The organism is Globicatella sulfidifaciens DSM 15739, assembly GCF_900167405.1.
Classification (GTDB): domain Bacteria; phylum Bacillota; class Bacilli; order Lactobacillales; family Aerococcaceae; genus Globicatella; species Globicatella sulfidifaciens.
This window is the reverse complement of record NZ_FUWO01000006.1, coordinates 1-25,486: the sequence shown is the minus strand read 5'-3', so window position 1 is coordinate 25,486 and position 25,486 is coordinate 1. Positions and strand designations below refer to the sequence as shown.

19 protein-coding genes are annotated in these 25,486 nt (G+C 36.4%); 3 read left to right on the top strand and 16 right to left on the bottom strand.

The genetic code is table 11. From position 1 onward, the window contains the following. Positions 1 to 14: 14 nt before the first annotated feature. From B5D12_RS04365 to secG, 9 genes are all read right to left on the bottom strand, one after another. Positions 15 to 1,751, bottom strand: coding sequence for an ABC transporter ATP-binding protein (locus B5D12_RS04365; protein ID WP_078755670.1), 1,737 nt, complete (start codon positions 1,749 to 1,751; stop codon positions 15 to 17). Between the two features lie 593 nt (positions 1,752 to 2,344). Beyond that, positions 2,345 to 3,523, bottom strand: coding sequence for an acetyl-CoA C-acetyltransferase (locus tag B5D12_RS04360; RefSeq protein WP_078755669.1), 1,179 nt, complete (start codon positions 3,521 to 3,523; stop codon positions 2,345 to 2,347). A 102-nt stretch (positions 3,524 to 3,625) separates the two neighbouring features. Next, positions 3,626 to 4,837, bottom strand: a complete 1,212-nt coding sequence (gene fadE / locus B5D12_RS04355; RefSeq protein ID WP_407645207.1) for an acyl-CoA dehydrogenase FadE — start codon at positions 4,835 to 4,837, stop codon at positions 3,626 to 3,628. Between the two features lie 463 nt (positions 4,838 to 5,300). Then, positions 5,301 to 6,173, bottom strand: coding sequence for a YtnP family quorum-quenching lactonase (locus tag B5D12_RS04350; RefSeq protein ID WP_078755667.1), 873 nt, complete (start codon positions 6,171 to 6,173; stop codon positions 5,301 to 5,303). Positions 6,174 to 6,301: 128 nt separating this feature from the next. Next, positions 6,302 to 7,186, bottom strand: coding sequence for a DMT family transporter (locus B5D12_RS04345; RefSeq protein ID WP_078755666.1), 885 nt, complete (start codon positions 7,184 to 7,186; stop codon positions 6,302 to 6,304). Between the two features lie 97 nt (positions 7,187 to 7,283). Next, positions 7,284 to 7,745 (bottom strand): SsrA-binding protein SmpB, encoded by a 462-nt coding sequence (gene smpB, locus B5D12_RS04340; protein ID WP_078755665.1) that lies wholly within the window; start codon positions 7,743 to 7,745, stop codon positions 7,284 to 7,286. 14 nt (positions 7,746 to 7,759) lie between these two features. Beyond that, the gene (gene rnr, locus B5D12_RS04335) at positions 7,760 to 10,123 is read right to left on the bottom strand and encodes a ribonuclease R (RefSeq protein WP_078755664.1); all 2,364 of its coding nucleotides are present in this window, start codon (positions 10,121 to 10,123) and stop codon (positions 7,760 to 7,762) included. 27 nt (positions 10,124 to 10,150) lie between these two features. Then, entirely contained in the window at positions 10,151 to 10,900 is a 750-nt protein-coding gene (locus tag B5D12_RS04330) for an alpha/beta hydrolase (protein WP_078755663.1), read from the bottom strand. A 106-nt stretch (positions 10,901 to 11,006) separates the two neighbouring features. Further along, complete coding sequence (secG, locus tag B5D12_RS04325; RefSeq protein WP_066124205.1) at positions 11,007 to 11,240, bottom strand: preprotein translocase subunit SecG; 234 nt, start codon at positions 11,238 to 11,240, stop codon at positions 11,007 to 11,009. Between the two features lie 444 nt (positions 11,241 to 11,684). On the opposite strand from secG, the gene proB reads away from it, so the two are divergent. Further along, the gene (gene proB, locus B5D12_RS04320; protein WP_078755662.1) at positions 11,685 to 12,764 is read left to right on the top strand and encodes a glutamate 5-kinase; all 1,080 of its coding nucleotides are present in this window, start codon (positions 11,685 to 11,687) and stop codon (positions 12,762 to 12,764) included. A gap of 11 nt (positions 12,765 to 12,775) precedes the next feature. Then, positions 12,776 to 14,014 (top strand): glutamate-5-semialdehyde dehydrogenase, encoded by a 1,239-nt coding sequence (locus B5D12_RS04315; RefSeq protein WP_078755661.1) that lies wholly within the window; start codon positions 12,776 to 12,778, stop codon positions 14,012 to 14,014. A gap of 426 nt (positions 14,015 to 14,440) precedes the next feature. On the opposite strand, the gene B5D12_RS04310 is transcribed toward B5D12_RS04315, so the two are convergent. From B5D12_RS04310 to B5D12_RS04280, 7 genes are all read right to left on the bottom strand, one after another. Beyond that, positions 14,441 to 15,181 carry an NAD-dependent protein deacylase gene (locus B5D12_RS04310; protein ID WP_078755660.1) on the bottom strand — a complete coding sequence of 247 codons (741 nt, stop codon included), beginning with the start codon at positions 15,179 to 15,181 and terminating at the stop codon, positions 14,441 to 14,443. Between the two features lie 255 nt (positions 15,182 to 15,436). Continuing rightward, positions 15,437 to 15,937, bottom strand: a complete 501-nt coding sequence (locus B5D12_RS04305) for a redoxin family protein (protein ID WP_078755659.1) — start codon at positions 15,935 to 15,937, stop codon at positions 15,437 to 15,439. Positions 15,938 to 16,140: 203 nt separating this feature from the next. After that, positions 16,141 to 17,352 (bottom strand): tRNA uracil 4-sulfurtransferase ThiI, encoded by a 1,212-nt coding sequence (gene thiI / locus B5D12_RS04300; RefSeq protein ID WP_078755658.1) that lies wholly within the window; start codon positions 17,350 to 17,352, stop codon positions 16,141 to 16,143. Between the two features lie 205 nt (positions 17,353 to 17,557). Further along, positions 17,558 to 18,691 carry a cysteine desulfurase family protein gene (locus tag B5D12_RS04295; protein ID WP_078755657.1) on the bottom strand — a complete coding sequence of 378 codons (1,134 nt, stop codon included), beginning with the start codon at positions 18,689 to 18,691 and terminating at the stop codon, positions 17,558 to 17,560. A gap of 86 nt (positions 18,692 to 18,777) precedes the next feature. Continuing rightward, positions 18,778 to 20,496, bottom strand: coding sequence for a septation ring formation regulator EzrA (locus tag B5D12_RS04290; protein WP_078755656.1), 1,719 nt, complete (start codon positions 20,494 to 20,496; stop codon positions 18,778 to 18,780). A gap of 471 nt (positions 20,497 to 20,967) precedes the next feature. Further along, complete coding sequence (locus B5D12_RS04285) at positions 20,968 to 23,190, bottom strand: ComEC/Rec2 family competence protein (RefSeq protein WP_159443859.1); 2,223 nt, start codon at positions 23,188 to 23,190, stop codon at positions 20,968 to 20,970. Between the two features lie 20 nt (positions 23,191 to 23,210). Continuing rightward, positions 23,211 to 23,855 (bottom strand): helix-hairpin-helix domain-containing protein, encoded by a 645-nt coding sequence (locus B5D12_RS04280; RefSeq protein WP_078755654.1) that lies wholly within the window; start codon positions 23,853 to 23,855, stop codon positions 23,211 to 23,213. A gap of 222 nt (positions 23,856 to 24,077) precedes the next feature. Here B5D12_RS04280 and B5D12_RS04275 point away from each other — a divergent pair, with 222 nt between their 5' ends. Then, positions 24,078 to 25,133 (top strand): hypothetical protein, encoded by a 1,056-nt coding sequence (locus tag B5D12_RS04275; protein WP_078755653.1) that lies wholly within the window; start codon positions 24,078 to 24,080, stop codon positions 25,131 to 25,133. Positions 25,134 to 25,486: the final 353 nt, after the last annotated feature.

The following is a 25,486-nucleotide window of genomic DNA, read 5'->3' as shown; positions in this document are numbered from 1 at the left end:
TATATCGCCCCTTTCTACTCTTCTGCCATTGACTGTTGATTTAATTGCGAATTAGCAATTTCTCGATAAATTTGATTTGTTTTTAATAATTCTTCGTGGGTGCCTCGTCCGACAATTTCCCCTTCATCTAAAACAATGATTTGATCGGCATTCATAATCGTCCCTACTCTTTGGGCAACGATTAATACTGTTGATTCTTTAGTAACTTCTTTTAGACGACGTCTTAGTTCCGCATCAGTACGGTAATCCAAAGCTGAGAAACTATCATCAAAGATAAAGATTTCCGGCTGTTTCACTACCGCTCTAGCAATCGAAAGGCGTTGTTTTTGCCCTCCTGAAAGGTTAACACCACCTTCAGAAAGATGTGTTTGAAATCGCTCTTGAGTTCGTTTAATAAAGTCACTTGCTTGCGATACATCACTGGCTTTTTCTAATTCTTTATCAGTTGCATTATATTTACCATAGCGTAAGTTCTCGCCAATTGTTCCCGTAAATAATAAAGCCTTTTGTGGGATAAAACCAATCTTTTGACGCAATGCTTTCAAATTATAATCGCGAACATCAACGCCATCTACTAGAATTCTTCCTAAACTGACATCAAAGAAACGTGGAATTAACTGAACGAGAGTCGATTTTCCGCTACCGGTGCTCCCAATAAAAGCAATGGTTTCACCCGGTTTGGTTTTAAAACTAATATTATGTAAGACTGGACTTTCGGTTTCACCAGGATATGCAAAGGTGACATTATCAAATTCTAAGTAGCCTTTTTGTTCAGTTTCGGTGATACCATTAGGATTTGGATCAATCGAAATGGGTAAGTCTAATATTTCTTGTAGACGACTAGCCGAAACAGCTGTACGTGGGTACATCATAAATAAGTTTGCGAATAGCATAAAGGAGAATAAGGCATGAAAGGCATATTCAATGAAAGCTACTAAATTCCCTACTTGTAAACTACCTTGTTCAATCGGTTTTAAAGCAAACCACATAATTAAGACAATAATCCAAATTAAAACATGGGTAAATAAACTTGGAGCTAAGCCTAATAATTTAAAAAGTTTTTTAGATGTATCAGCATAAGTTGTATTTTGAGTTTCAAAACGCTCTTCTTGATATTCTTCACGAGCGAAAGCACGAATGACTCGTAGCCCCGTTAAGTTTTCTCTGGCATATTGATTAACACGATCTAACGTAGCTTGTTGTTTTTCCGATAAAGGCCGCGATTTAACCGCAATCCAATAGATAGAATAACCAATGATTGGAACCGCAATTAATAATAACCAAGCTAATGAAGGACTGGTAATTAAAATCATCACCATACTAAAGAACATCATTAAGGGGGCAACGACACCCATTCTTAGGGACATATCGGCAAATTGCATTAATACAAAGGCATCACTTGAAACACGTGTGACTAGGGATGAAACACCAATTTGTTCATATTCATGGTGAGAATATTGTTGGATTTTATCAAATAAGTCATTACGCATCTCTTTAATCATTAAGGTCGTTAATTTACTAGAAGCATAAGATAAGATGATGCGGCCGAACAGTCCGGCAATGATTAAAATAAACATCATCAAAGCCCAAAAATAAAGTCTTTCTTGGTTCTTAGGCAAAATGCCCTCATCAATCATACGTGCAAGAATGGTTGGTAAACCTAGGTTTATCGCCACAAAAAAAACAGCCCCAAGGCCATCCAATGCAAGCAGTTTTGGGTATTTTTTCAAATAACTAAAAATATATTTCATCTTGTTTTTCTTCCCCCTTCTTTTCTTTACTTTTCCATATTAAACATTTTTTTATATAAAATCAAATAGAATGTTTAGGTTTACGTTTTCAAATTATGTCTTTGGGATGATGCTGTTTGAGGATGCTGTTTGAAAATGACATTTCGTGCATAAATCATTATTTAAGAGCACTGAATATTTTATATTTTGTAGTGGGCATCGGTGTGTAAAAGACATCTGCAAGCTATCTTTTAAATTCATCACTATAAGTAGAAATGTAAAGCAGTTGGTATTTTTTTCCAGAAAAAACGGCTATTGCCTGTTCCTACGGGAAAGCTAGAACTAAAGCAATGCATTAATCTATATAATACAAAAAACTCTAGCAAAACCGGGTTAAGGCGTTGCTAGAGTCATTTATATTAGCATCACAATTGCTACAAGGTATGGGGACTCAACGATAACTAGTGGGAAGTAACATCTTCCACCAACTATTCCAGATTGAATGGGCTATTCTTAAATACTCTCCTCCACTCCGAATGAACTAAGCTATTTTCTATGACATGGAAAAGACCAACATTTTATAAACCTGTTGCAATGTAATCCCTGCCCTACTTTTATCGACTGACAATCAGCGAGATACCTTGCCCACCACCAATACAGAGAGTAGCCAAACCATTTTTAGCGTCTCGCTTCATCATTTCATGGATTAAGGTTACTAAAACACGCGTTCCACTAGCGCCGATTGGGTGTCCTAATGCGATGGCGCCCCCATTAACATTCACGATTTCTGGATTTAATTGTAATTGTTTTGTTACCGCAATAGCTTGAGTAGCAAAGGCTTCATTGGCTTCAACTAATTCCAGTTCTTCTACTGATAAATTCGCTTTACGCAAAGCTTTTTCGGTTGCAGGGATTGGACCAAGTCCCATATAATCTGGATCAACTCCAGCCGTAGCATACGATTTAATGGTTGCCAGTGGTTTCAGGTTTAAGCTTTCTGCTTTTTCCTTCGACATCATCACGACTATCGCTGCACCGTCATTCAATCCAGAAGCATTACCAGCTGTGACACTGCCCTCTTTTTTAAAAGCGGGACGTAATTTTGCTAAAGCTTCTTTGGTAGTATCTGGGCGCACCCCTTCATCGGTTGAAATAACGATTGGGTCACCTTTTCTTTGCGGAATTGAAATAGGAACTATCTCTTCCTTAAAACGCTCTGCATCAATAGCACTAGCCGCTTTTTGTTGGCTTGATACTGCAAATTCATCTTGTTCTTCGCGACTAATTTGATATTTTCCAGCAATATTTTCAGCAGTAATCCCCATATGTTCTTGACTAAAAGCATCGGTTAAACCATCACTGAGCATCATATCGATGGATTGTCGATGTCCGATTCTTCCTCCCCATCTCGCTGATAAATCTAAATAAGGGGCTTGTGACATATTTTCAGTTCCACCCGCAATGACGATTTCATTGTCTCCTAACAAAATGGACTGAGCACCTAAAATAACTGATTTTAATCCCGAACCACAAACTTTATTCACCACATAGGCATTGGTTGTTTCTGATAACCCTGATTTAATGGCAATTTGACGCGCAATGTTTTGTCCTAAGCCAGCACCTAGTACATTTCCCATAATCACTTCATCTACTGCATCCACCGGTAAATTTAATTGGTCAATAGCCGTTTGGACTAATTTGGTTCCTAATTGAACGGCGTCTGTATTTTTAAAAAACCCACCAAATTTGCCGATCGGGGTTCTGATGGCAGAAACGATCACGACTTCTGTCATTGAATACCTCCTTACTTCACTTTCTTCTTATTTAACTATCATAATCTTTTCAAGCTGTTTTGTAAAATTTTATAGAACAATCATTTAAATTAATGAATGATGTTAGACAAAGGCGCCGATACCGGTCAATTCTCGTGCTACAATCATCGCATTAATTTCATGAGTGCCTTCATAGGTATAGATTGCTTCCGCATCGGTAAAGAATCTAGCCACTTCGGTTTCATAAGTAATGCCATTACCTCCACATACTTCTCTAGCAAGCGCAACCGTCTCACGCATGACTAAAGCATTATGCATCTTAGCCAATGATGATTTTTTCATTTCGTGGATGCCTTTTTCTTGTAGGTTCGCTACACGTGTTGAATAACTAATCGCTGCTACGACATTTGCTTGCATACGCGCTAATTTTTCTTGGACTAATTGGAAACCTGCTAACTTACGTCCGAATTGTTCACGGGTCATGGTTAACTTAAGGGCTGCATTAAAGGCGCCAGCCGCTGTTCCCATTGCGATATGAGCAACATCAGTCCGCGTATGGATAAAGATTTTTGCCACATCACCATAGCCATTAATATGTTCTAAGCGATCTGCATCAAGTACTTTAACATCTTTTAAGGTAATATGGCCATTATTCACCAATCTCAAACCGATTTTATGTTGAATATCTTCAACACTTAAACCGGGGGCATCTCCTGGTACGATAAAACATTTTATTTTCTTCGTTTCGGTATCACGAGCAAAGATGGGAATAAAGTCAGCTGTTTTTGCTCCACCAATCCAACGTTTCTCACCATTTAAAATCCATTCTTCACCGATTTTTTCAGCTGTTGTGGCTAATCCGCCAGCAATATCAGAACCATGATCCGGTTCTGTTAAACCAAAGCAAGTTTGAGCTGTAAATTCACGAATAGCTGTTCCATATCGTTCGCGTTGAGCTTTATTAGCCCCAATTAATATTGTATTATACCCTAAACCTCCATGAACGGTAAAAAAGGTCGCCACCGAGGGATCAAAACGCGCCATTTCTAAATATAGAAAGGCATTATAAATTTCCCGTACACGCCATTTTTCATCCCGTCCCTCAAAAAGACTCGGGTGATCCATAATGCGAGCATTGCGAAAAGCCGTCAAGATTTCCTGACGTGGTAATTGCGCTTTTTCATAGCATTTAATTAAAATTGGCCGTACGCGTTCTTCTAACTCCATTCTTAAATGTTGTAGCACTTTTAATTCACCTAAAGTTAAAGCGGCTGCCTCATTATAGACATCTTCAGGATACAATAATTTTGCTAATTCTTCCACTGATTGGGTCATCATCAACACTCCTTGTTTTAAACGCTTTCATTATCTAATTTAATATTAAACCATTAAGGAATGTCCGTCTAATAGCTTTTAATCATAAAAACAATAAGTTGAGCTTATTGTTTAAGAAGACGCGTTTATAGTTACGTAGACTCTTTTTGCTTATGATTGTGTCAACTTCATTTCCAATATTTGCACAAACCTTATTTTCCCGTGTTTGTTTAAACTAAATTTCCTGTGTTTTCGTAAAATTTATTGTCCATATTTACGTAAACCTTATTCCCCACTATTGCGTCAACTTCATTTCTAATACTTGCGTAAACCTTATTGCCCCTCTTTGTGTCAACTTTTCTACTAATGTTTGTGCTAACTTATTAGCACCAACAAAACGAGTAGGCAATTAATGAAAATCATCTCAATGACTCTCTTTGCCTACTCTATTGATGCTTAATTTTTGGTCCAGTTACTCCTTCGTCTATTTAAACCATGGGATGTAATTTGGCATATTTCGTCTTGCCGAATTGATAATGTTCTTGCCTTGAGTATCCCATTGTACCCAACGGTAATAGGCATCGTGATAAAAAGTAAAGATCGTTTGCTTTTGATAAGCTTCTTTCAAAATGGCTTCTTTTTCCAAGATAGAAGTCATTGGATAATCATCGTATGCTAAAACCCATAGCGGATTTTGATGAGCATGAGTTGGCATCAAATCTGCCATATGAATGATTTGTTGTTGGCCATCAGTTAAAATAACCACTGCATGGCCATTACTATGTCCACCCGTATGCTTCATTTTAATCGCATCATTGATGACCAATTCTTGATTAAACGTCTCCACTTGTGAGACGATTGCATGCCAATCTTGTTCAAAATAAGTGCTCTTTGATCGGATATTTGGATGTTGTGCTTCATCCCATTCGATGGCCGATACATATATTTTTGCATTGGGAAAGCGTGAAACCAGTTCGCCTTTATTATTCGGTATGGTTAAGCCCCCAATATGATCAAAATGTAAATGCGTCATTAATAGAGCATCAATATCCTCTACTGTTAAACTTAGCTCAGCTAAACTTTTTTCTAGTTGTGGCTCTGACCAAATGCCATAATTGCGTTTTTGCTTATCGGTTAATTTTCCATTCCCAACACTCGCATCAATTAAATAGTTTTGCCCTTCATGTTGTATTAAGATAGGATCCGTTGCTAATTCAATTTGGTTCTTGTCATTACAGGGATATTTTTTAGACCATAAAGGTTTCGGGACAACCCCAAACATGGCACCCCCATCTAAAGCTGTTTGACCTCCATCTAACCAGGTTAAGGTCATATTGTTAAGTCTTAATTGATCCATAATTTCACCTTTTTCTTTTTACACTAACACTTATTGTAAGCATTTGCAATCACATAATATTAAAAGAACAATGATCAAGCTTCAAATTATTCTCACTCATCTTTAAAAAGAAAAACTCGCAAAGCTGGCTACTTCCTTACTTCTGCTTTAATCGGAAGCTTTATTTTAAGTAGCTCATTGACAACGGTCGAACCTAAGATCAGTAACATCCCGACGATTTGTAAATGAGTCATCGGTTGATTTAAGAAGAGATATGACAAAATAATTGCCGTTACAGGGTCAACATAAGTTAAAAGCGAAGCGGTTTGTGATGGCAAGCGATCGAAAGAGTCAAATAACCATACATACACAAAGCCAGTATGTAACGCGCCGATAATTAAAACCAAAGTGAAAGTTGTTAAATCCATTTTGATATTCATCAGTCCGCTCGTCTGGCTGACATATCCAACCATTACAACTGCCGCGATGGCCAGTTGCACAAAAGTTTTAACCATTACATCTAAGTTTTTAACTAATTTATTACAGATCATAATCGTTGCATATAAAACTGCGGCCACTAAACCATAAAAGATGCCCTTTAGATGATTAGGGCTAGCACCATTTAATCCACCAGAAATAAACACAACGCCCACTACTGCTAACAAGGTTAAGCCAATTTGCCCCTTTGTCAAATGTTCTTTGAACACTAATGGTGATAATAAAATAATTATGACGGGCGCCATATAATAGCATAAAGTAGCAATCGAAACGGTGGTCCATTTATAGGCTTCGAAAAGAAATATCCAATTAAATCCCATCGCAAAACCAGTAATTAATAGCCAGAGCCAATTTTGACGGATTGCCTGCCAATCAAAAACGATACCTTTATAATGAATCCATCCTAAAATATATAGCGAACCAATAATCGCCCTAAACATCGCGATAGTAGCTGACGGTAAGGCAATGTAATGAACAAATAAACCAATACTCCCTACCACCATCATAGCAAAAATCAATTTCAAACGTTGTGACATCTACCTTACCTCCTTGTAAAAAAAGAACTGAGATAATTCCATTTGATTAATTTCAAATGAGAATAAGATTAACTCAGTTCTAATAATATAGTCTATTTTATCTGTTTTTTAACGCGCGGTCAATATCTCGTTTGGCTTGTTGTTCTTTTAAAGCATGACGTTTATCATATTTGTTCTTACCACGAGCTAAGCCAAACAATAATTTAGCTCGTCCTCTGACAAGATAAACTTTCAATGGGATTAACGTCATTCCCATTAGTTTTACTTGTTGAGACATCTTAATAATTTCTGCTTTATGTAATAATAATTTACGGTCTCGTAATGGATCGTGATTAAAAATATTTCCATGATCATATTCACTTATATGCGCATTTTTTAACCAAGCTTCACCTTGATGAATCGAGACATAAGCATCTTGAATATTCATCTTGCCTTTACGGATGGACTTAATTTCCGTCCCTTTTAATACTAGACCTGCTTCGTAAGTCTCAATGATTTCATAATCATGACGCGCCTTACGATTTTGCGCTAATGGCTTATCCTTTCCAGGTTGTGCCATCGACTCCACCTACCTTATCTACCTCGCTTACGAATCTTAAAAGATTTTTCCGCTGAGGATTTACTCGCTTTATTTTTGGAGTTTTTACTCTTTGAATAAGCTTTCTCTCTTCCAGTTGCTCGTTGAAAATCTTTTTTCGATTTTGGGCGATTATTTTTATCTTTTTTGCTTTTTTGTTTAGATAAACTAATGGGCCTCAAACCTTCCATGGGCTCAGCTTTAATTAATTTAAAATCAATATTACGTTCATCTATATCGACAGCCGTTACTTCAATGGTCACTTTTTGGCCAATACGATAAATATTGCCTCGATTACGTCCGATTAATACCATATGTTGGGGATTAAATTCATAATAATCATCGTCTAAATCTTTTAAAGAAATCAAGCCTTCAACAGTATTCGGTAATTGTACAAAAATTCCAAATGATGTAATCGAGCTAATCATCCCTTCATACTGTTCTCCGACTTTGTCCATCATATATTCAGTTTTCTTCAATGCATCGGTTTCGCGTTCAGCATCTACTGCACGTCGTTCCATTTTTGAAGCATGTTCTGCAATGCCAGGTAATTTTTCTTCTAATTTTTCAATTTCTTTGGCACTTGGTTGATTGACTAAATAGCGATGGATTAAGCGATGAACCATTAAATCCGGATAACGACGGATTGGTGAAGTAAAGTGGGTATAGTCTTCAGCCGCTAATCCATAATGTCCCGCCGGTAAATCACTATATTTAGCTTGTTGCATACTGCGTAACATCATCGTTGACACCACTTGTTCAAAGGGCTCCCCTTCGACAGCTTTAAGCGCCTGTTGTAATTGACGCGGTTCTATTTGCGCTACGTTCCCTCTTAATACCATCCCAAAACTGGTCACAAATTCCGCAAAGCGTAACATTTTTTCTTCTTTGGGTTGTTCATGAATACGATAAACAAAAGGTAATTGACGCTTAGTATATTCGTAAGCCACCGTTTCATTAGCACATAACATAAACGATTCAATTAATCTTTCGCCTGTATAACGGGCTCTTAATTGAATATCCAGCGGGTGACCTTCTTCATCAACAATAATTTTAGCTTCTGGCGCATCAAAATTCAATGCCCCACGATTGGTTCTTTTTGTTTCTAAAATATGATGCAACTCCGCCATCTCTTGTACCATTTCACTGATTTCGCTAAACTCACGATTGGTTACATCATCACCATCAATCATCTTGTTGACCGCATCATAGGTCATTCGATAGGATGAATTAATGACACTTGGATAAATCTCATAGTCGATGACTTCTCCTCGGGTGTCGATTTTCATGTCACAAGTCAAAGTTAGACGGTCCTCATTGGCATGTAAAGAACAGATACCATTAGAGAGACGTTGCGGTAACATTGGCACCACACGGTCTGTTAAATAGACACTGGTTCCACGTTCAAAGGCTTCACGGTCAATGGCCGATCCCTCTTTCACATAATGCGAAACATCAGCGATATGAACACCTAATTGGAAGGTACCATCGTCATTTTTTTCTAATGAAATCGCATCATCTAAGTCTTTAGCGTCCGCACCGTCGATCGTGATAATTAATTCATTTCTTAAATCACGACGTCCTTCTAAATCTTTAGGGTCAATTTCTTGTGGAACTGCTTCTGCTTCTGCTATTACATTTTCCGGAAATTCATGCGGAATCCCAAACTGAAACAGAATTGCTAAAATATCGACACCTGGTGCGTCACGGTGACCAATCTCTTTCGATACTAAACCTGTTAAAAGATTAGGGTTGTCGGTTGTGGGATATTCTTTAATCTTAATAATACAAATAGTATGATCTGCCGGATGAATCCCTTCAGGCAAGACCATTATTTTGACCTCTTCACCATATTCTCCTTGAGGGACAATATAGCCTAAATAACCGGTCTGTTCACGCTCATCTTGATTATAACTGAAAAATTCACCAACCATTTGTTTAGTTACTCTTTCAATGACTTTCGTAACCATCGCTTCCGAGCCTTTGCCTGTTTCAGGATCAACTTGTTTTATAATTTGTGCTTCGACGATATCGCCATTCATCGCTGCCCCCGTATTGGTTGGTGGGACAAATAAATCTGGTTCTCCTTCTTCATAAGTAATAAAACCAAATCCTTTGTTATTGGCGCGGAATGTTCCTGTTACTAAATTATGAGACGTTTGTACGGATCTAAATTTATTGCCATTAACCATTTCCACTTCTTGAATGTGCTGTAAAAATGTAATGGCTTTAACGAGCTTTTTATATTTTTTAACTCCTTGCATCTTAAATTCAGTTGCAAGTTGATTAATTGTAAATCCTGTTTCTTGATTGGCTCTAAAAAATGCTAAAAGTTCTTGTTCAAAACTTGTTAATGACATCGTGAGCCTCCTCTCTTATTTTAAATTTTATCTTTGGATAAAGGCTAATAGGGATTGTTCAAACGCAGAGCGTTCTCGATTAGTAGTGATGACATGAGTGTTATGTTCAAACCATTGGAAATCGACTTCTTGCGCACCCGTTAACGCATCTCTAACTAGATACGCATCTTCTGGATCAATCATTTCATCTTCACCTGATTGGGCTAAATAAAAGCGACTGGTAATTTGTGATAATTCCATATAAAAGGACATCGCAAAGTAAGAAATCGACTCGATTTGTTCACGATAAAGACTCATTATACGGTCCTTTTCCACTTGGTACTCATCTAAGCGATTTTGCTTCTCATATAAATGACGTGCATATTGTTCGAAGAAATAACCAACATCAATTTGTTGAGCAGTAAAAACGGGAGAATTAAACACGCCACCCGCCAAATTAGTTTGATGGTTTTCCGTTAATAAACGTGTCGCAAAGATGCCACCAAGCGACAAACCAAATACGAATAATCGTTCATATTGACGCCCTTGCATATAATGTAATGCTGCTTGTGCTTGTTCCCACCATTGATCGGGATGAGCTTCTAAAATATCGTAAATATCATCCGTACCATGGCCTTTAAAAGTAGGACATAGCACTTCAATGCCCGCTCTTTGTAAGAATCGTCCCGTGGATAAAAAATCATTCGGCGATCCTGTATAAGCATGAAATAAAATAACGCCTGTACTCGCTCCTTCAACTTGATAAAACCGACTGTTTTCTAAGATTGTTTCACTCATCTTTCACACTCCTACTCCTTTTTATTGTACATTATTTACTATTTCACTGCAAAAAAAGAAACTATGACAAACGCATAAAATAAGGGTTTATCATAGTTCAAAAATCTTATTTAGCTGATAAATAGGCCAACGCAAGGGCTAAAGCAAAGAACACAAAACCTAGAACAGATGTCGCTTTAATTAAGAAAGCTTCAAAGCCGCGCGCTTTTTGTCTTCCTTGTTGATCAGCGCCACCACCGGTTAATGTACTGGCAGCGTTACTTTTCGCTGGTTGTAAAACTACTAATAAAATCAGTAAAACAGCTACCACCATCAATGCGATTAATAATGCATTATACAAAGGTATTACCTCCTCTTGAAGATTCCATAAATAATCTTACCACACAATGATTTAAATTGCTATGATTCTAAATCAAATCTAATAGAAAAAATTAAAGAGCATAGATAATTCTAAATCAAATCCAATAGAAAAATATTAAAGAGCATAGATGATTCTAAATCAAATCTAATAGAAAAAATTAAAGAGCATAGATAATTCTAAATCAAATCCAATAGAAAAATATTAAAGAGCATAGATGATTCTAAATCAAATCCAATAGAAAAATATTAAAGATTGTATGGTCGGTTATAGCGGTATCTTGTTTATCGTCCATTAATCTTTATCATTGGTCTAGCGATTGACAAGCTCTCGCTACTACACTCATTTTATTAAAAATACAGGAAAATATTGTAATTATCTTGAAAATGGGTTAAGTTAAGGTTAATAAGAAAAGGAGCCTTTGATATGAAACAACCTTTAATCGTTTATAAAGTAGGTACTTCCTCATTAACACAATCAGATGGCAGTATCGATATTCAAAAAATAATTAATATAACAGACCAATTAGCTATCTTACACCAACAAGGTTATCAGTTAGTATTAGTGACATCCGGCTCCATCGCGGCTGGTTTTAGAAGATTAGGTTTTTCAAAACGCCCTACTCGCATTGCGGAAAAACAAGCCAGTGCCGCCGTAGGACAAGGTTTATTAATTGAAGAATATACTAAGTATTTATTAAAGCATCAAATTGTCAGTGCACAAGTTTTACTGACTCAAGATGACTTTGCTGATCAAAGACGTTATCGTAATGCCGCTAATGCTTTACAAGTTTTAATCTCTAACCAAGTCATTCCCATCATCAATGAAAATGACACCATCGCTGTAGAAGAAATTAAAGTAGGTGACAATGACACCCTTTCAGCTCAAGTCGCTTCTTTACTAAAAGCCGATTTATTAGTGCTCTTAACCGATGTCGATGGCCTTTATTCCGATAATCCAGTGAAAAATCCACAGGCAACATTTTTCGATTGTATTAACGAGATTACCCCTGAATTATTTGAAATGGCCGGCGATGCAGGAACAAAAAATGGTACTGGCGGTATGACGACGAAACTGATTGCTGCCAGCTTAGCAACCAAAGCCGGTACACCGGTTTTTATCTGTTCATCAGCCAATCCGAATGCCATCGCAGATGCAGCCACGCAATCCAATAAAGGAACACTTTTTATTGCCAATGAAGACATTATGGCTCAAAAGAAACAATGGTTATCCTTTTATGCACGTACCACTGGCAGTATTAACATTGATGCTGGTGCTGAATATGCGATGCTCCATACTGGAAGTAGCTTATTATTAACCGGTATTACCAAAGTCCAGGAATCTTTTCAAGCGGGTGATATCATTTCCGTTTACAGCTTGGACGGTCAACATCTAATCGGCAAAGGTCGTACGCGTTTCTCTCATCGTGCAATTAAAGATAAATTATCTACCAAACAAAATAATGACATTGTGATTCATCGCGATGATTGGGTCACCATTAATTAGGAGGTTTTAAAGTGAAAACTACTCAAACCATTTTACAAACCGCCAAAGAAGTGAAAGCTTCGATTAATTTTGCCACTACAGTTCAAAAAAATGAAATCTTAACCGCAATGGCAGCAGAATTATTAAAAGCTACTCCTACCATTTTAGCAGCGAATGCAGAAGACTTAGCACAAGCTAAAGGTCAAATTGCTGACATTATGCTTGACCGCTTAATGCTCAACGAAGCGCGTATTGAAGACATGGCTGCCGGTATTTTAGCGGTGAAAGCATTAAATGATCCTATCGGAAGAGTTTTAGAGGAGAGAACCTTAGAAAACGGCCTAGAACTAACCAAACGCTCAGTTCCATTTGGTGTTTTAGGCATGATTTATGAAAGTCGTCCCAACGTAACAGCTGACGTTGCTGCCTTAGCGGTTAAAAGTGGCAATGCTGTTGTCCTCCGTGGCGGTAAAGAAGCTTATCGTAGTTCAAAAGCGATCTGCGATGCCTTAAGACAAGGAATTAAACAAGCAGGATTAAATCCAGATATTGTCCAATTAATTGAGGATACTACAAGAGCCAGTTCAAAGGAAATGATGAAAGCTAAAGGCTATATCGATTTACTTATTCCACGTGGTGGCGCAGGGTTAATTCAAACTGTGATGCAAGAAGCAACTGTTCCGGTCATCGAAACAGGTACCGGAATTTGCCATATTTATGTCGATCAAACTACCGATATTACCCAAGCCATAAAAGTGGTTAATAACGCCAAAACCAGTCGCCCTTCTGTTTGCAACTCTGCTGAAGTCTTGTTAGTACACCAAGCTATTGCTAAAGAATTGTTGGCTCAATTAGCGACTACTTTCCAAGACCGTGTTGAATTACGAGCAGATGAGCGTGCGCTTAATTATTTACCTCAGGCAACATTAGCTAAAGATGATGATTTTTCGACTGAATTTTTAGATTATATTATGGCTATTAAGGTTGTCGATTCTGTTGATGAAGCCATTGTGCACATCAATCAACACTCAACGGGACATAGCGAAAGTATTTTGAGTGATGATCCCGTTGCCATTATGAAATTCACCGAACAAGTCGATAGTTCATCGATCTATGTCAATGCTTCCACTCGTTTTACCGATGGTGGCGAGTTTGGGCTAGGTTGTGAAATTGGTATTTCTACTCAAAAAATGCACGCGCGTGGACCAATGGGCTTAAGAGAATTGACCAGTTACAAATATATACTAAAAGGTAATCATACGATTCGTTAATCAATCGCAAACAAAACCCCAGCATGAACCGTTCGTCACGATATCTTGCTTAAATCAAAAAAGTAGATTTAGGACATCAATCGTGACTTGGTTAATGTTGGGGTTTTAGTTTTTATGTTGTTGATGCTTCTATTAGGCTCAAAAATGAACACAAGACAAATCTGGCAACAGGATTATTTTTAAGATGTTGATGTTTAAGTTTGACACGTTTTAGCATAACGAATTGGACTTTGAATAAGTATCATAAAACATTGCCGATTGGAATTTTTATCCTTACGCGTTGGAATTTTAATCAGTAATAATAACAAAATACTAGTTGGACTTTTTATCATAACGCTTTACCAAGTGGCGCTTATTCTGACAACGTCATGCTTACAGCAACATTATCCTTATGGAATCAAAAAGCAACCCGGCCATCATTTGCTATTAAACATCCATCTCCATCACTTCGCTAAAAATAGCCCCCATCTCTTCTTGAATGGTTAACACATCCGAACGATATAATGGGACGGCTGTTTGATTAATAACTACAATTTTACGTCCATTGAAGTAGTTTACCAATCCAGCTGCCGGATAGACCACTAATGAAGTGCCGGCAATAATCATTAAATCAGCTCGATGAATTTTATGAACCGCATCATTCATTACTTGTTGATCTAATGGTTCTTCATATAATACAACATCTGGCTTAACGATTCCCTGGCAGCTCTCACATCTAGGAATCGCCTCTTTATCAAAGACTAACTCATCTAAATGATAGTAGCGATGGCACTCCATACAATAATTACGTGTCACACTGCCATGTAATTCATATACCTCTGTACTGCCAGCTTTTTGATGCAGCCCATCGATATTTTGAGTGATGACCGCCACTTCCTTCCCTTTTGTTTCTAACCATCTTGCAAAATGATGGGCAACATTAGGTTTTGCTTCACGATAGACTAATTTATCAAAATAAAATTCAAAAAATATTTTTGGATATTGATTAAAGAAAGAACGAGAAATGATTTGTTCAGGAGAAAATTGATATCCTTGATCTTCTACATAAAGGCCTTGTGCTGAACGAAAATCGGGAATACCGCTATTGGTTGATACTCCTGCTCCACTAAAAAATACAATCCGCTGACTCTCTTCTATTAACTGTTTAAACTCGGTTAAATCTGCCAACCTACCCACCCTTTCATGATTATTAAAAAGAACTGGGCAGAAATGCGATCACCATCATTTCTTTCCAGTCACTTAACTTGATAGAATAACACAGCGTTCAAATAGCATCAAACAGTCAATACTCAATCATGTTTAAGCGCTATTCAAACGGTGTAAAGTGGTCATAAGAATAAAAAATCAGCTTATTTTCTACTTCTTAACCACGCTATTCTCTATCTATATTCAATTATACCAAAAATCGTTAATGATTATGGCTTATTTTAAAGCATCTTTTGCAACTTGTAATGGTTGCTTATAAGTAGGTTCTTCCGTTAATTCTTCAACAATTTCACGATATTGAATAACACCATTTTGATCGATAACATATACTGTACGTGCTAATAAATCATTGCCATCTAAGTTAATGTCTAATCCATACGCACGACCGAATTCACCTGATTCATCAGTTAAGGTATCAACATCTAACTCATTTTCTTGATTCCAAGTATTAAATTCTTGTGGTGTATTGCGTGAAACCGTTAAATATTGAATATCACCTGATTTTGTTTCATCAGATAAACGTTTGGTTTGTAACTCACAAGTGCGAGTTAAAATATTAGGAACCACACTTAAAATGGTCACTTTGTCCGCTAATAAATCTTTCAGTTGGACTGTTTCACCTATTCGATTAACCAAAGTCGCATTAGGTGCTAAATCACCCACTTCAACTTGTTTACCTTCAATGACTAATGGTTCTCCGTTCACTTTAATTTCCATGTTATATACCTTCTTTCTTTGTTGTTAATTTAATTATACAAAAAACAACCGCCATTACACAAAGGAAGTGCTTGCAGTTGTTATATTAATTTTGTGAACAATATCGAAATGTAATCTGTCTCTAGCCGAAGGGATGTTTATAATAAACCTTTTGATTTTATATCCAATAACGAAGTGCAGGCTGTCACCGGCCAAATTTATGTTTATAATAAATCGTCAAATTCAGCTTGTTGACTCGTAATATATTGCGCATCAATCACTTCAATTTCTATGTTTTGCACGGCATCTTGAACTAAAGCTTCAATGTCTAAGGATTCTTCTAAAAACTCAATTTTCCCTTGACGTGGCTTTGTCTTTGGCGAAGATGGTGCAAAAACCGTACAGCAGTCCTCATAAGGTTCATTACTAATATCATAAGTGCCTACTTTTTCAGCTAACTCGATGATTTCATTTTTGTCAACTGCAATTAACGGTCTTAAAACCGGAGAATGTGTCACCGAATTAATGACATTCATACTCGTCAATGTTTGACTCGCTACTTGCCCTAAAGATTCTCCTGTTACAATGGCTTCTGCCTGACGTTCGATTAATAGTTGATCCATAATACGAATCATCATCCGACGCATGACAGTCATTGAATATTCATCGGGAACCGTTTCTTTAATTGCTTCTTGTATTTTGGTAAAAGGGACATTGATAAAATGAATAGGTTTAGCATACTTGGCTAAAACTGACGTTAAACGTTTAGTCTTATCCAGTGCCTGTGGACTTGTATAAGGCGGACTACTAAAATGAACAGCTTCAATTTCCAATCCACGTTTAATCATTTGATAACCCGCAATTGGTGAATCAAAACCACCTGACAACATCAATAACCCTTTACCACTTGTTCCATATGGTAAACCACCCAATCCTTGATATGAAACTAAGCTCAAGTTAGCACCGGTATTTTGATGGATACTAATCGATAATGTATGGGTCGGACGACGTAGATCAACGCCCATTTCCGGATAACGTTCACCAATTACATGCCCTACTTCACGTTGTAAACTTATTGTGTCATATTTGAATGACTTATCAGAGCGTTTCGCTACGACACGGAACGTATCCCCTTCCTTAATCGTTAATTCTTCGAATAATTCCAGTGCTTTGTTTTTAATTTGTTCGAGGTCTTTTTCCACCCGATGAACCGGCTCAAATCTAGAAATCCCCGGTATTGTCTTTAATATTTCAACAATTTCTGCAACGGGAGTGTGTTCCCATAATAAATGCATAAAATCATGATTGACAGTAATTTTTATGTTTTCTAAATGTTTGGTTTGAAGACGAATATGTTCAGCTAATCGTTGTTGAAAAGACTTACGATTACGACCTTTCGTGGATAATTCGCCATAATGAATAACTAATTGATGCATACTAACTCCTTATTATTAATTATTTAGTTTCTAAAGCGACTAAGCTATTTATTTTCGATTGGATTCGACCATACTAATATTGTTTTACTTTTTTATCGCCTCAGCTGATATTCTTTAGCATTGAATCGCCTATACTGATATTAGTTTCCTTTTTAAATTGACTCAGCAGCTATTTTTTACTTTTTGCAGCGACTCATTTTATCTTTTAAGCAAATTTAGCAGTGACTTTTTCAATAATTTTAATAAGTTCATTAACTTGCGTGCTGGTAGTCAAACTCGACATACTCAGGCGTACTGCCGATTCTGAAATGTTATCAGGAACCCCCATTGCTTTTAGTGTCGAATGCACTTGATGCTTGCGACTTGAACAGGCACTCGTAGTTGAAATCATGACACCTTCCGTTTCAAATGCATGTACTAACACCTCGCCAGGAATTGACGGATAGGCCACACATAAAATATGTTCACTAGCCGATGCTTCGGCAAACACTTGCCAATTTTGTGCTTCAAATGCTTCGATTAATGATCGACGGAATTTAGCCAGGTTTTGCTTCACTGCTTCTTGTTTGGTACTTGCAAGACGTAGTGCTTTGGCAGTTGCTACAATACTAGCTAAATTTTCAGTACTACTGCGTAATCCTTTTTCTTGACCGCCACCATATATAAAGGGCTGTGTGTTAACTTTTTGTTTTAAGGTTAAAATCCCAGTACCTCGTCCAGCATGAAATTTATGTCCCGACAAAGTCATTGCATCGATGCGCGAATTATGTAACAGAGATAATTGGGTAGTAACAGCTTGCACAGCATCTACATGCCAAATGATTTGCGGGTGTTTTGCCAACAGTTCAGCAATTTGCTCCAACGGTTGAACCGCACCTACTTCATTATTGACTGCCATCGTTGAGATTAATAGGACATCGGAGTCCAACTGTTCTTGTAATGCTGGAAGATCAATTTCTCCTTGTGGGTTCACACTGATTCGTTCAATCCTATAATTTTCAGACAAAAGTAAATTAATTTGCTCATATACCGAGGGATGTTCAATCGCTGAAATCAAAATCCGTTTTGCATTGGGACGATGCTTACTCAACTCACGCACTACTGCTTGTAATACCCAGTTATTGGCTTCAGTTCCACTAGAAGTAAAATAAACTTCGTTCGTTTTGACTTGTAAGATTTCAGCGACTTGTGAGCGAGCTTGTTCTAATAATTTTTTTGATTTAACACCTAATTCATGTAAACTTGATGGATTCGCAAAATATTCCTTTGATACTTGTAAATAGGTGTCTAATACCGATTGATCAGGCATTGTGGTAGCACTATTATCAAAATATAACATTTTTAACCTTCCTTCATTTGATGTCAGTGCGATTTAAAAACGATTAGACGGTACTTGAGCAGTACTTATCTAATCGTTTCAAATCATTAATAAATCCGACTTTGTTTTTCTTTATGATACATACGACGAACTTGCGTTGGAGCTTCTTGATCGATGCGGCGTAAGGCTTTTTCAATCACGGCTAAGCTATCACCATACCGGAAATCTTGGTGGAATAAATATTGTGCTTCTTTAATGGCATCATCCACTTCAGGATAATCGTATCGGAATCGATTACTATGTTGAATCATGTATTCCGTTAACATAGCATTATCAATCGTTTGTTCCGTTAACTCTTCTAATTTATTTAAATTTTCGACTAATCTTGCTTCTAATGTTTCAATTTCAAACATGTCGATTCGTACTTTATTAAGTAGTTTTGCTAGCTCTTCAATTTGATCGGTTACTTTAAAGAATAAGGTATAGTAATTATCATTTAAGCCAGGTAAATGATGTTTTTCAATTCTACGTTTATAATTACGTAAATCCATTTCATAAAGCTCTAAGTTTTGTTTCGTTTCTTTTTCTTTATGATTCATATCCGATAAAACTTGAACTAACTGATTTTGTTTTTCATCAATTTCTTCGACGCGTTTCTTGATTTTCTTAATGTCAGATTCAACCTTAGTATAAATCACTGTATGATCATTAATTTGCCCAACAATATCATTGAATCGTTGATACTCATTACGGATTTGTTCGGTTAATTCTGATACTTGATCTAATTCATTATTATGTAAAATATAACTTTGAGAAATGCGATCGACTTCAATGCCAGCATAACGGTTATTTTCAGAAACCTGGTCTAATTGTGCGCCTAATTGGTTAATATTCTTATTAACAAATTCTTTTGAAGCAATTTCACTTTCCATCAATTCGTATAACGAGTTAATTTCACGTTCTGCTTTATCCATTTGCGTTTTGGCTTCAACTAAGTCTGCATTTTTAATTTTAATTTTAGCTTCATCAAGTAATTCTTGAACAGCATCAATTTCTTCAGGAATATTAATATCACCAAATTTAAAGTGACTTTCAACCATCTTTTGATAACCATCGCGTAAATCTTCAATTGAATCTTCATATTTATTCTTGATCTGGTTATACATTGCGGGAATTTTTTCTAAAATTTCTTCCAAACTTGATAAATCTGATTCAATAACAGCTAGCATTTCTTTCGCTTCTAAATGGTCACCCGATGTGGTTAATTCATTATATTTAGTAAAATTTAATTCTAAATACTGTAAATTTTTCTCTAAAGTTTCAATGGCAGGACCATAATCGAAACTATGATTCATCACACTTTTACGTGCTGTATTGTAACGTTCTAATAACGCTTCAATTTCTTCACGGTTTTGTTCATCAACGCTTAATAGCTCTTTTAATGCTTCGATTAAATCGTCCACTTGCGCTTCGGTTTCGTCTAACATTTCGCGAGCATCTTCTAAAACCTTTTTAGATTTTACAATGTTCATTTGATCTGCAAATTGTTCAGCTCCAACGAGTGCAGCTTCAATCTCAGTAAATTGGTAATTGGTAATAGTTTGCCAATTTGCGACTAAATTTTCGTATTGGCGTTTTGTTTGACCCGATAATTCCATATTTTTTAACGTAAATAATTGGTCAGGTATTGAAACTTCCATCACACGATCTTTTCTTTTTTCTAATTCATTAATATCCTTTGCTAGTTGGCTCTTCATATAAAAGAAAACCCCATACCCAACTAACACCAGAATGACGATTATAAATAATATATCCGTAAATCTCAATGTCGTTCGCTCCTCTAATCCTTCAAAAATACATTTCTATCATCACTTTTCTACAAATGTACAGTCTATCTATTAGATTATATCATTTAAGCCATTGAATTAAAAGCATTCCTCTCTATAATTTTACTAGTTTATTAACGGTAAATGATACTGTCTTATTAAAACGCATTCAAAATGTCGCCGATCCAGTATTCCCCTTAATGACTAGTGAGTATCTCTGCCACCATTAATCAAGATAAAGTTCCATATATTCCCTACCATTCATTCAATTCTCATAATAAAAATTAGACTTTCCTTTACTTTCACTTCAATCGTTCTATTAAAATTCTTGTTTACGCAATTTTTCACTGCAAACATTCTAAGTTTATCGGATTTTAAATTACGTCGCTTGCACAGTCATAACAATGCGTATATTAGCTACTTTTTTTATTAATGACTAATAACTGAACAACACATGATTTTAGATTGACATTATGGTGATAATGCATGTCGAATGTTAATACCGTTAAAGGGAATAACCATTATTTCAATGGCTCCATTATCTGCAGTCGATAGATAAGGGATTTGTTCTTGCTGTAAAAGCACCGTGACTTCTTGATGAGGATGTCCATAACGATTGTTTTTCCCCACAGAAATAAGCGCCATTTCTGGTGTTGTTTGCTCAATTAATTGTTTACTAGTACTGGTATTGCTACCGTGATGCCCAACTTTTAGCAGATTGATGTCCAAATTAGGTGTTGTCGTTAATAATTTTTGCTCACCAATTTTTCCTAAATCTCCCATATTTAAGAATGAGCGATTCGATAATTTTAACAGGGTGACAATTGAACTTTCATTTAAATCTTCCCTTGGCGCATTAGTATCAAACCATCCCCATAATGTATCAGGGATAATTGTCTGCCAACCAGGCGCTTCTAAAATTGTTAATCGTAACTGATTCTGATAAGGTCCCATTACTTGTTGCCAGTTTTGATGATGGAATCCTATATTGGAAATGACGATTTCTTTCACAGGGATAGTTTTGATAATTGCCGGTAAATTAGCAAAGTGGTCAGCATCAGGATGGGTAATGACAATCCCTTCTAATTGCCGAACGCCTAACGCAGCTAAAGCAGACAAAATGGTTTTCTTGGCATAATTTTCTTCTGGCTGATCTTGAGAACTATTTGCATCACGATTCCAGGAAACTTTACCCCCGACATCTATCAACCAGCCTTGATTAGAAAAGGCAGCTTGGTATAAAACAGCATCGCCTTGTCCAACATCTAATACTATTATCCGTTCAAAATGACATCTTCCACTTATTAAGATCAATCCTATATAGCTGATAATGGTGAATTTCCACGCTTGTTGCCAATCTACCAACCATCTACCTGCAACTGCCATCAATACGATGACAAAAACCCAAGAATAATGACCGACTAATATTTTCGGTTGGAATAATTCAATCGGTTCAAGTAGAAAATCAAAACGCTGAACGAGTAGCTGTCCTTTTGGCGAAAAAGATAGGAGCGTTAATAATACAGCTAATGGAAAAATACCCCAATCAAACACTTTGCCAATAATCAGACCCCAAATGAATTGGAGAGGATACCAATAATAATTTTGTCGCATCGTGATGGGCCAAGTAAATAGCGTACAGATGATGGCTAATTGGATAGATTGCGAAAAAGGTAAAGGTTTCGGAATTTTTTCAATAAAAATCAAAATATACGAGATTAAGAAACTTAATTGAAAGCCCGTGGATAACACAATTCTAGGATTGAACCAGAGAAAAGCTAAAACCAGCAGACTTAAATTATCCATTCGCGAGAGTGACCCATATTTTTTCAGAAAGTGACTGCCAACGCTTCTTACTACTCCAACTGGAAAACAGGTTAAAAAAGTATAGCCAATTAACAATCCATCTATTATCAGACTCCCTACCTCATTGATGATGCCCAATCGTCTTAATAAATAATCGATATTGTTTTTTATTAAAGTGACATGAAAACCTGAAATAGCAAAAAAATGGATGATGCCAAATTCTATTAAGCGTTCACGGTGCGTCTTATATTGAGTTGATGATAAATTCCAAATTAAGCGATTATAAAGACTGAACAAACGAATATGATCCAATTTTTGAAAATGATTTAACAATTGCCATCGCCAATTTAAAAAGTAACAAAAAAAGTTGTTAACCGATTGAGCTCTTTCAATTGTTTTAATTTCAATTTGATAATCAATGTTTTGTGATTGTAAATATTTTTGATAATTGAAGCCACCAAAATTTCTAGCACCTTCTGGTATCGTTACACGCCCTTTTACTTGCAATAAGGTCACTTGATCCAATTGATGAAGTGTTGATAATTGACTCCCTTTAACATTGATAGTTAACCATTCTCCTTGTGACCATAGTTTGGCTCGTCCCGTTATATATTCTTCATCGCCTTTTAAGTATATCGGGTCGATTTGCAATAAATAAGTATTTTCCTCTTGTGATATTAGAGGTTGCGTGCGGGTTCTAAAGGTGACCACACTACTGATTACAATGACGATGAAAACAAATTGTTTCAATATTTTAGTTAAAAACAGACAGCGGATAAAAAAAGCAACCCCTAGTAATCCCCATCCCCAATGTAGCGTTAACCAAAAATTTTGAACAATATAGGCCATAATAGCCAGGAAAATCCATTGATTGTTTAAATATTTCATCTTGATTATCCTTTGTATCATTATTTTATCGAAATCATACTTGATAACTTATCAAAAGTTTTTTGACCAATGCCACTCACATTCATTAAGTCTTCAATTGTTTGATAAGAACCATATTCCTCACGATAGTCGATAATTGCCTGCGCCTTTTTTTCACCAATACCAGGCAGTAAAGTCAATTCGGCTACATCTGCAACATTAATATTAATTTTTAATTCATTATGAGGATCTTCATCTGTTTCATTAGCAAAATAATTGACCATCGAAAACTCTTCTTCCAAGGTTTGATTGATGTTTGGCACCACTATCACCATTTGATCACTGAGTAATAAAGCTAAATTTAATTGGTTTTCATCGGCTTCATTGGTTAACCCTCCGGCAGACTCAATCGCATCCATGACCCTCGCACCATTTGATAATTGATAAACACCCGGATCTCTAACCTCACCTTTAATATCTACATAAATAATCATTTCTTGGGTTGTTATTTCCGTTGAGTCAGTAGTCGACATGGTTAAGAGGTCCTCATCCATTATCATCTCTCCGCTTTCTGATAAAATTGATACAGGTTTTGGTTGGTTTTGAAACAGAAAATAAACGATACCTAAAATAAATATCACAAGCATCACTTTGTTTTCTTTGAAAATATCGCTAATTTTATTCACAATCTCTCCCCCTTAGCTAATAGATTATTTCTTAACATGATCTTTCACGGCAAGTCATGATTAACTCATTATTATCTATAAATACGTAAACTTTCGCGAATACACTATTTACTAAAATTTGTGAAGCATTTTTCATTTTATTATAAAAATTATCTATGAAAGGATTCACAATAAATTAATCCTATGCTATAATTTAGCTATCAAGTTTAGGAGGAATTTCACATGAAATTATCAAAAATCGTTTTATCTAGTTTGCTAGTGTTATCAGCTGCTACTGTAGCTGTTCCAGTAGCGACACAATTTACTGGTGATATTGCTATTGTGCAAGCTCAAGAAGAAGCTGTCACAATGCGTCGTTACTATACAGCAGCTCACGGAGACAAAGCATTCACTGCTGTAACTGTTTTATTACAAGGTGGCAAATTAGTCGATGCTGTAATCGATGAATTTCAATTCGTAGCCAAAGATGGTGGCTTTACAGGTGTTCCAAACTCAGATAGTGATTTTGGTGCTGGCTATGCGGAAGGCCAAGTATTAGTAGGTAAATTAGACAACGATGAAGGTTACTCTAAATTAATGGCTGATAAAGCAGGCTCTACTGTCACCATCGGGGAAAACTTTAAAGCGATCATTGAAGCTACCAAAGGAAAAACTGCTGATGAAATTTTAGCATTAGTAGAAGAAGTTGATGGATTAGGTGAAGATGGGAATGTATCTGATGTTGTTTCAGGTGCTACCTTAGCTGATACATCAGGCTACTTAAAAGCAATTGCGGAAGCTATAACTGAAGGTTATGAATTTACTGGAGTTGAAGCTAACGCTGATAATCTAGTATTAAAACAAGAAATTGCGGCACCTCACGGTACTAAATCATTTGCTTTAGTAAGTGCTGCAGTGGATGGCGATAAAGTAGTTGCTTCTGCTATTGACGAATTCCAAATCGTTGAAGCAGGTGGCGACTTTAAAGGTGTACCAAACTCAGATGCTGATTTTGGTAAAGGGATTGCAGAAGGCTCACTATTAATTTCTAAGATTGCTAATAACGAAGGATATTCTAAATTGATGACTGATAAAGCAGGTTCTACTGTAAGCTACTTAGATAACTTAAACGCGGTTGCAGCTTATGCTAATGGTAAAACAATCGAAGAATTAAAAGCTGGCATTGAAGAAGTTGCTGGTTTAGGTGAAGATGGAAATGTATCTGATGTTGTTTCAGGTGCTACATTAGCCGATACTGCTAACTACCTACAAGCCATTGCAGAAGTAGCTGAAAAATAATGGATTAATCAAATAATCTTTGCTAGGAGATAAGAGCGTGACTAAGATATCGTAATAAAATAATTTTCACTATGTCACCCTACTCTTTATCAAACAGCATAATTGAGTGATAAAATTCGGTATTTAACCGGAAATTATCACTCAATTTTTTTATACCTTCATATACAAGCTGTCAGCTAAGTAAACCTCGGTATTAATACCTAGGAGAAATTAGCGAAATAGGCAGCTCTTTTTGTTGGTTTTACTAGGTTATCGTTAATGTGTTCACTAAATAGATGGTATAATGTATTTAAGAGGAAAGAGGTGACAAGATGCAGTTAACGAAAACGATTAAAGTGCAATTATACCCAAGT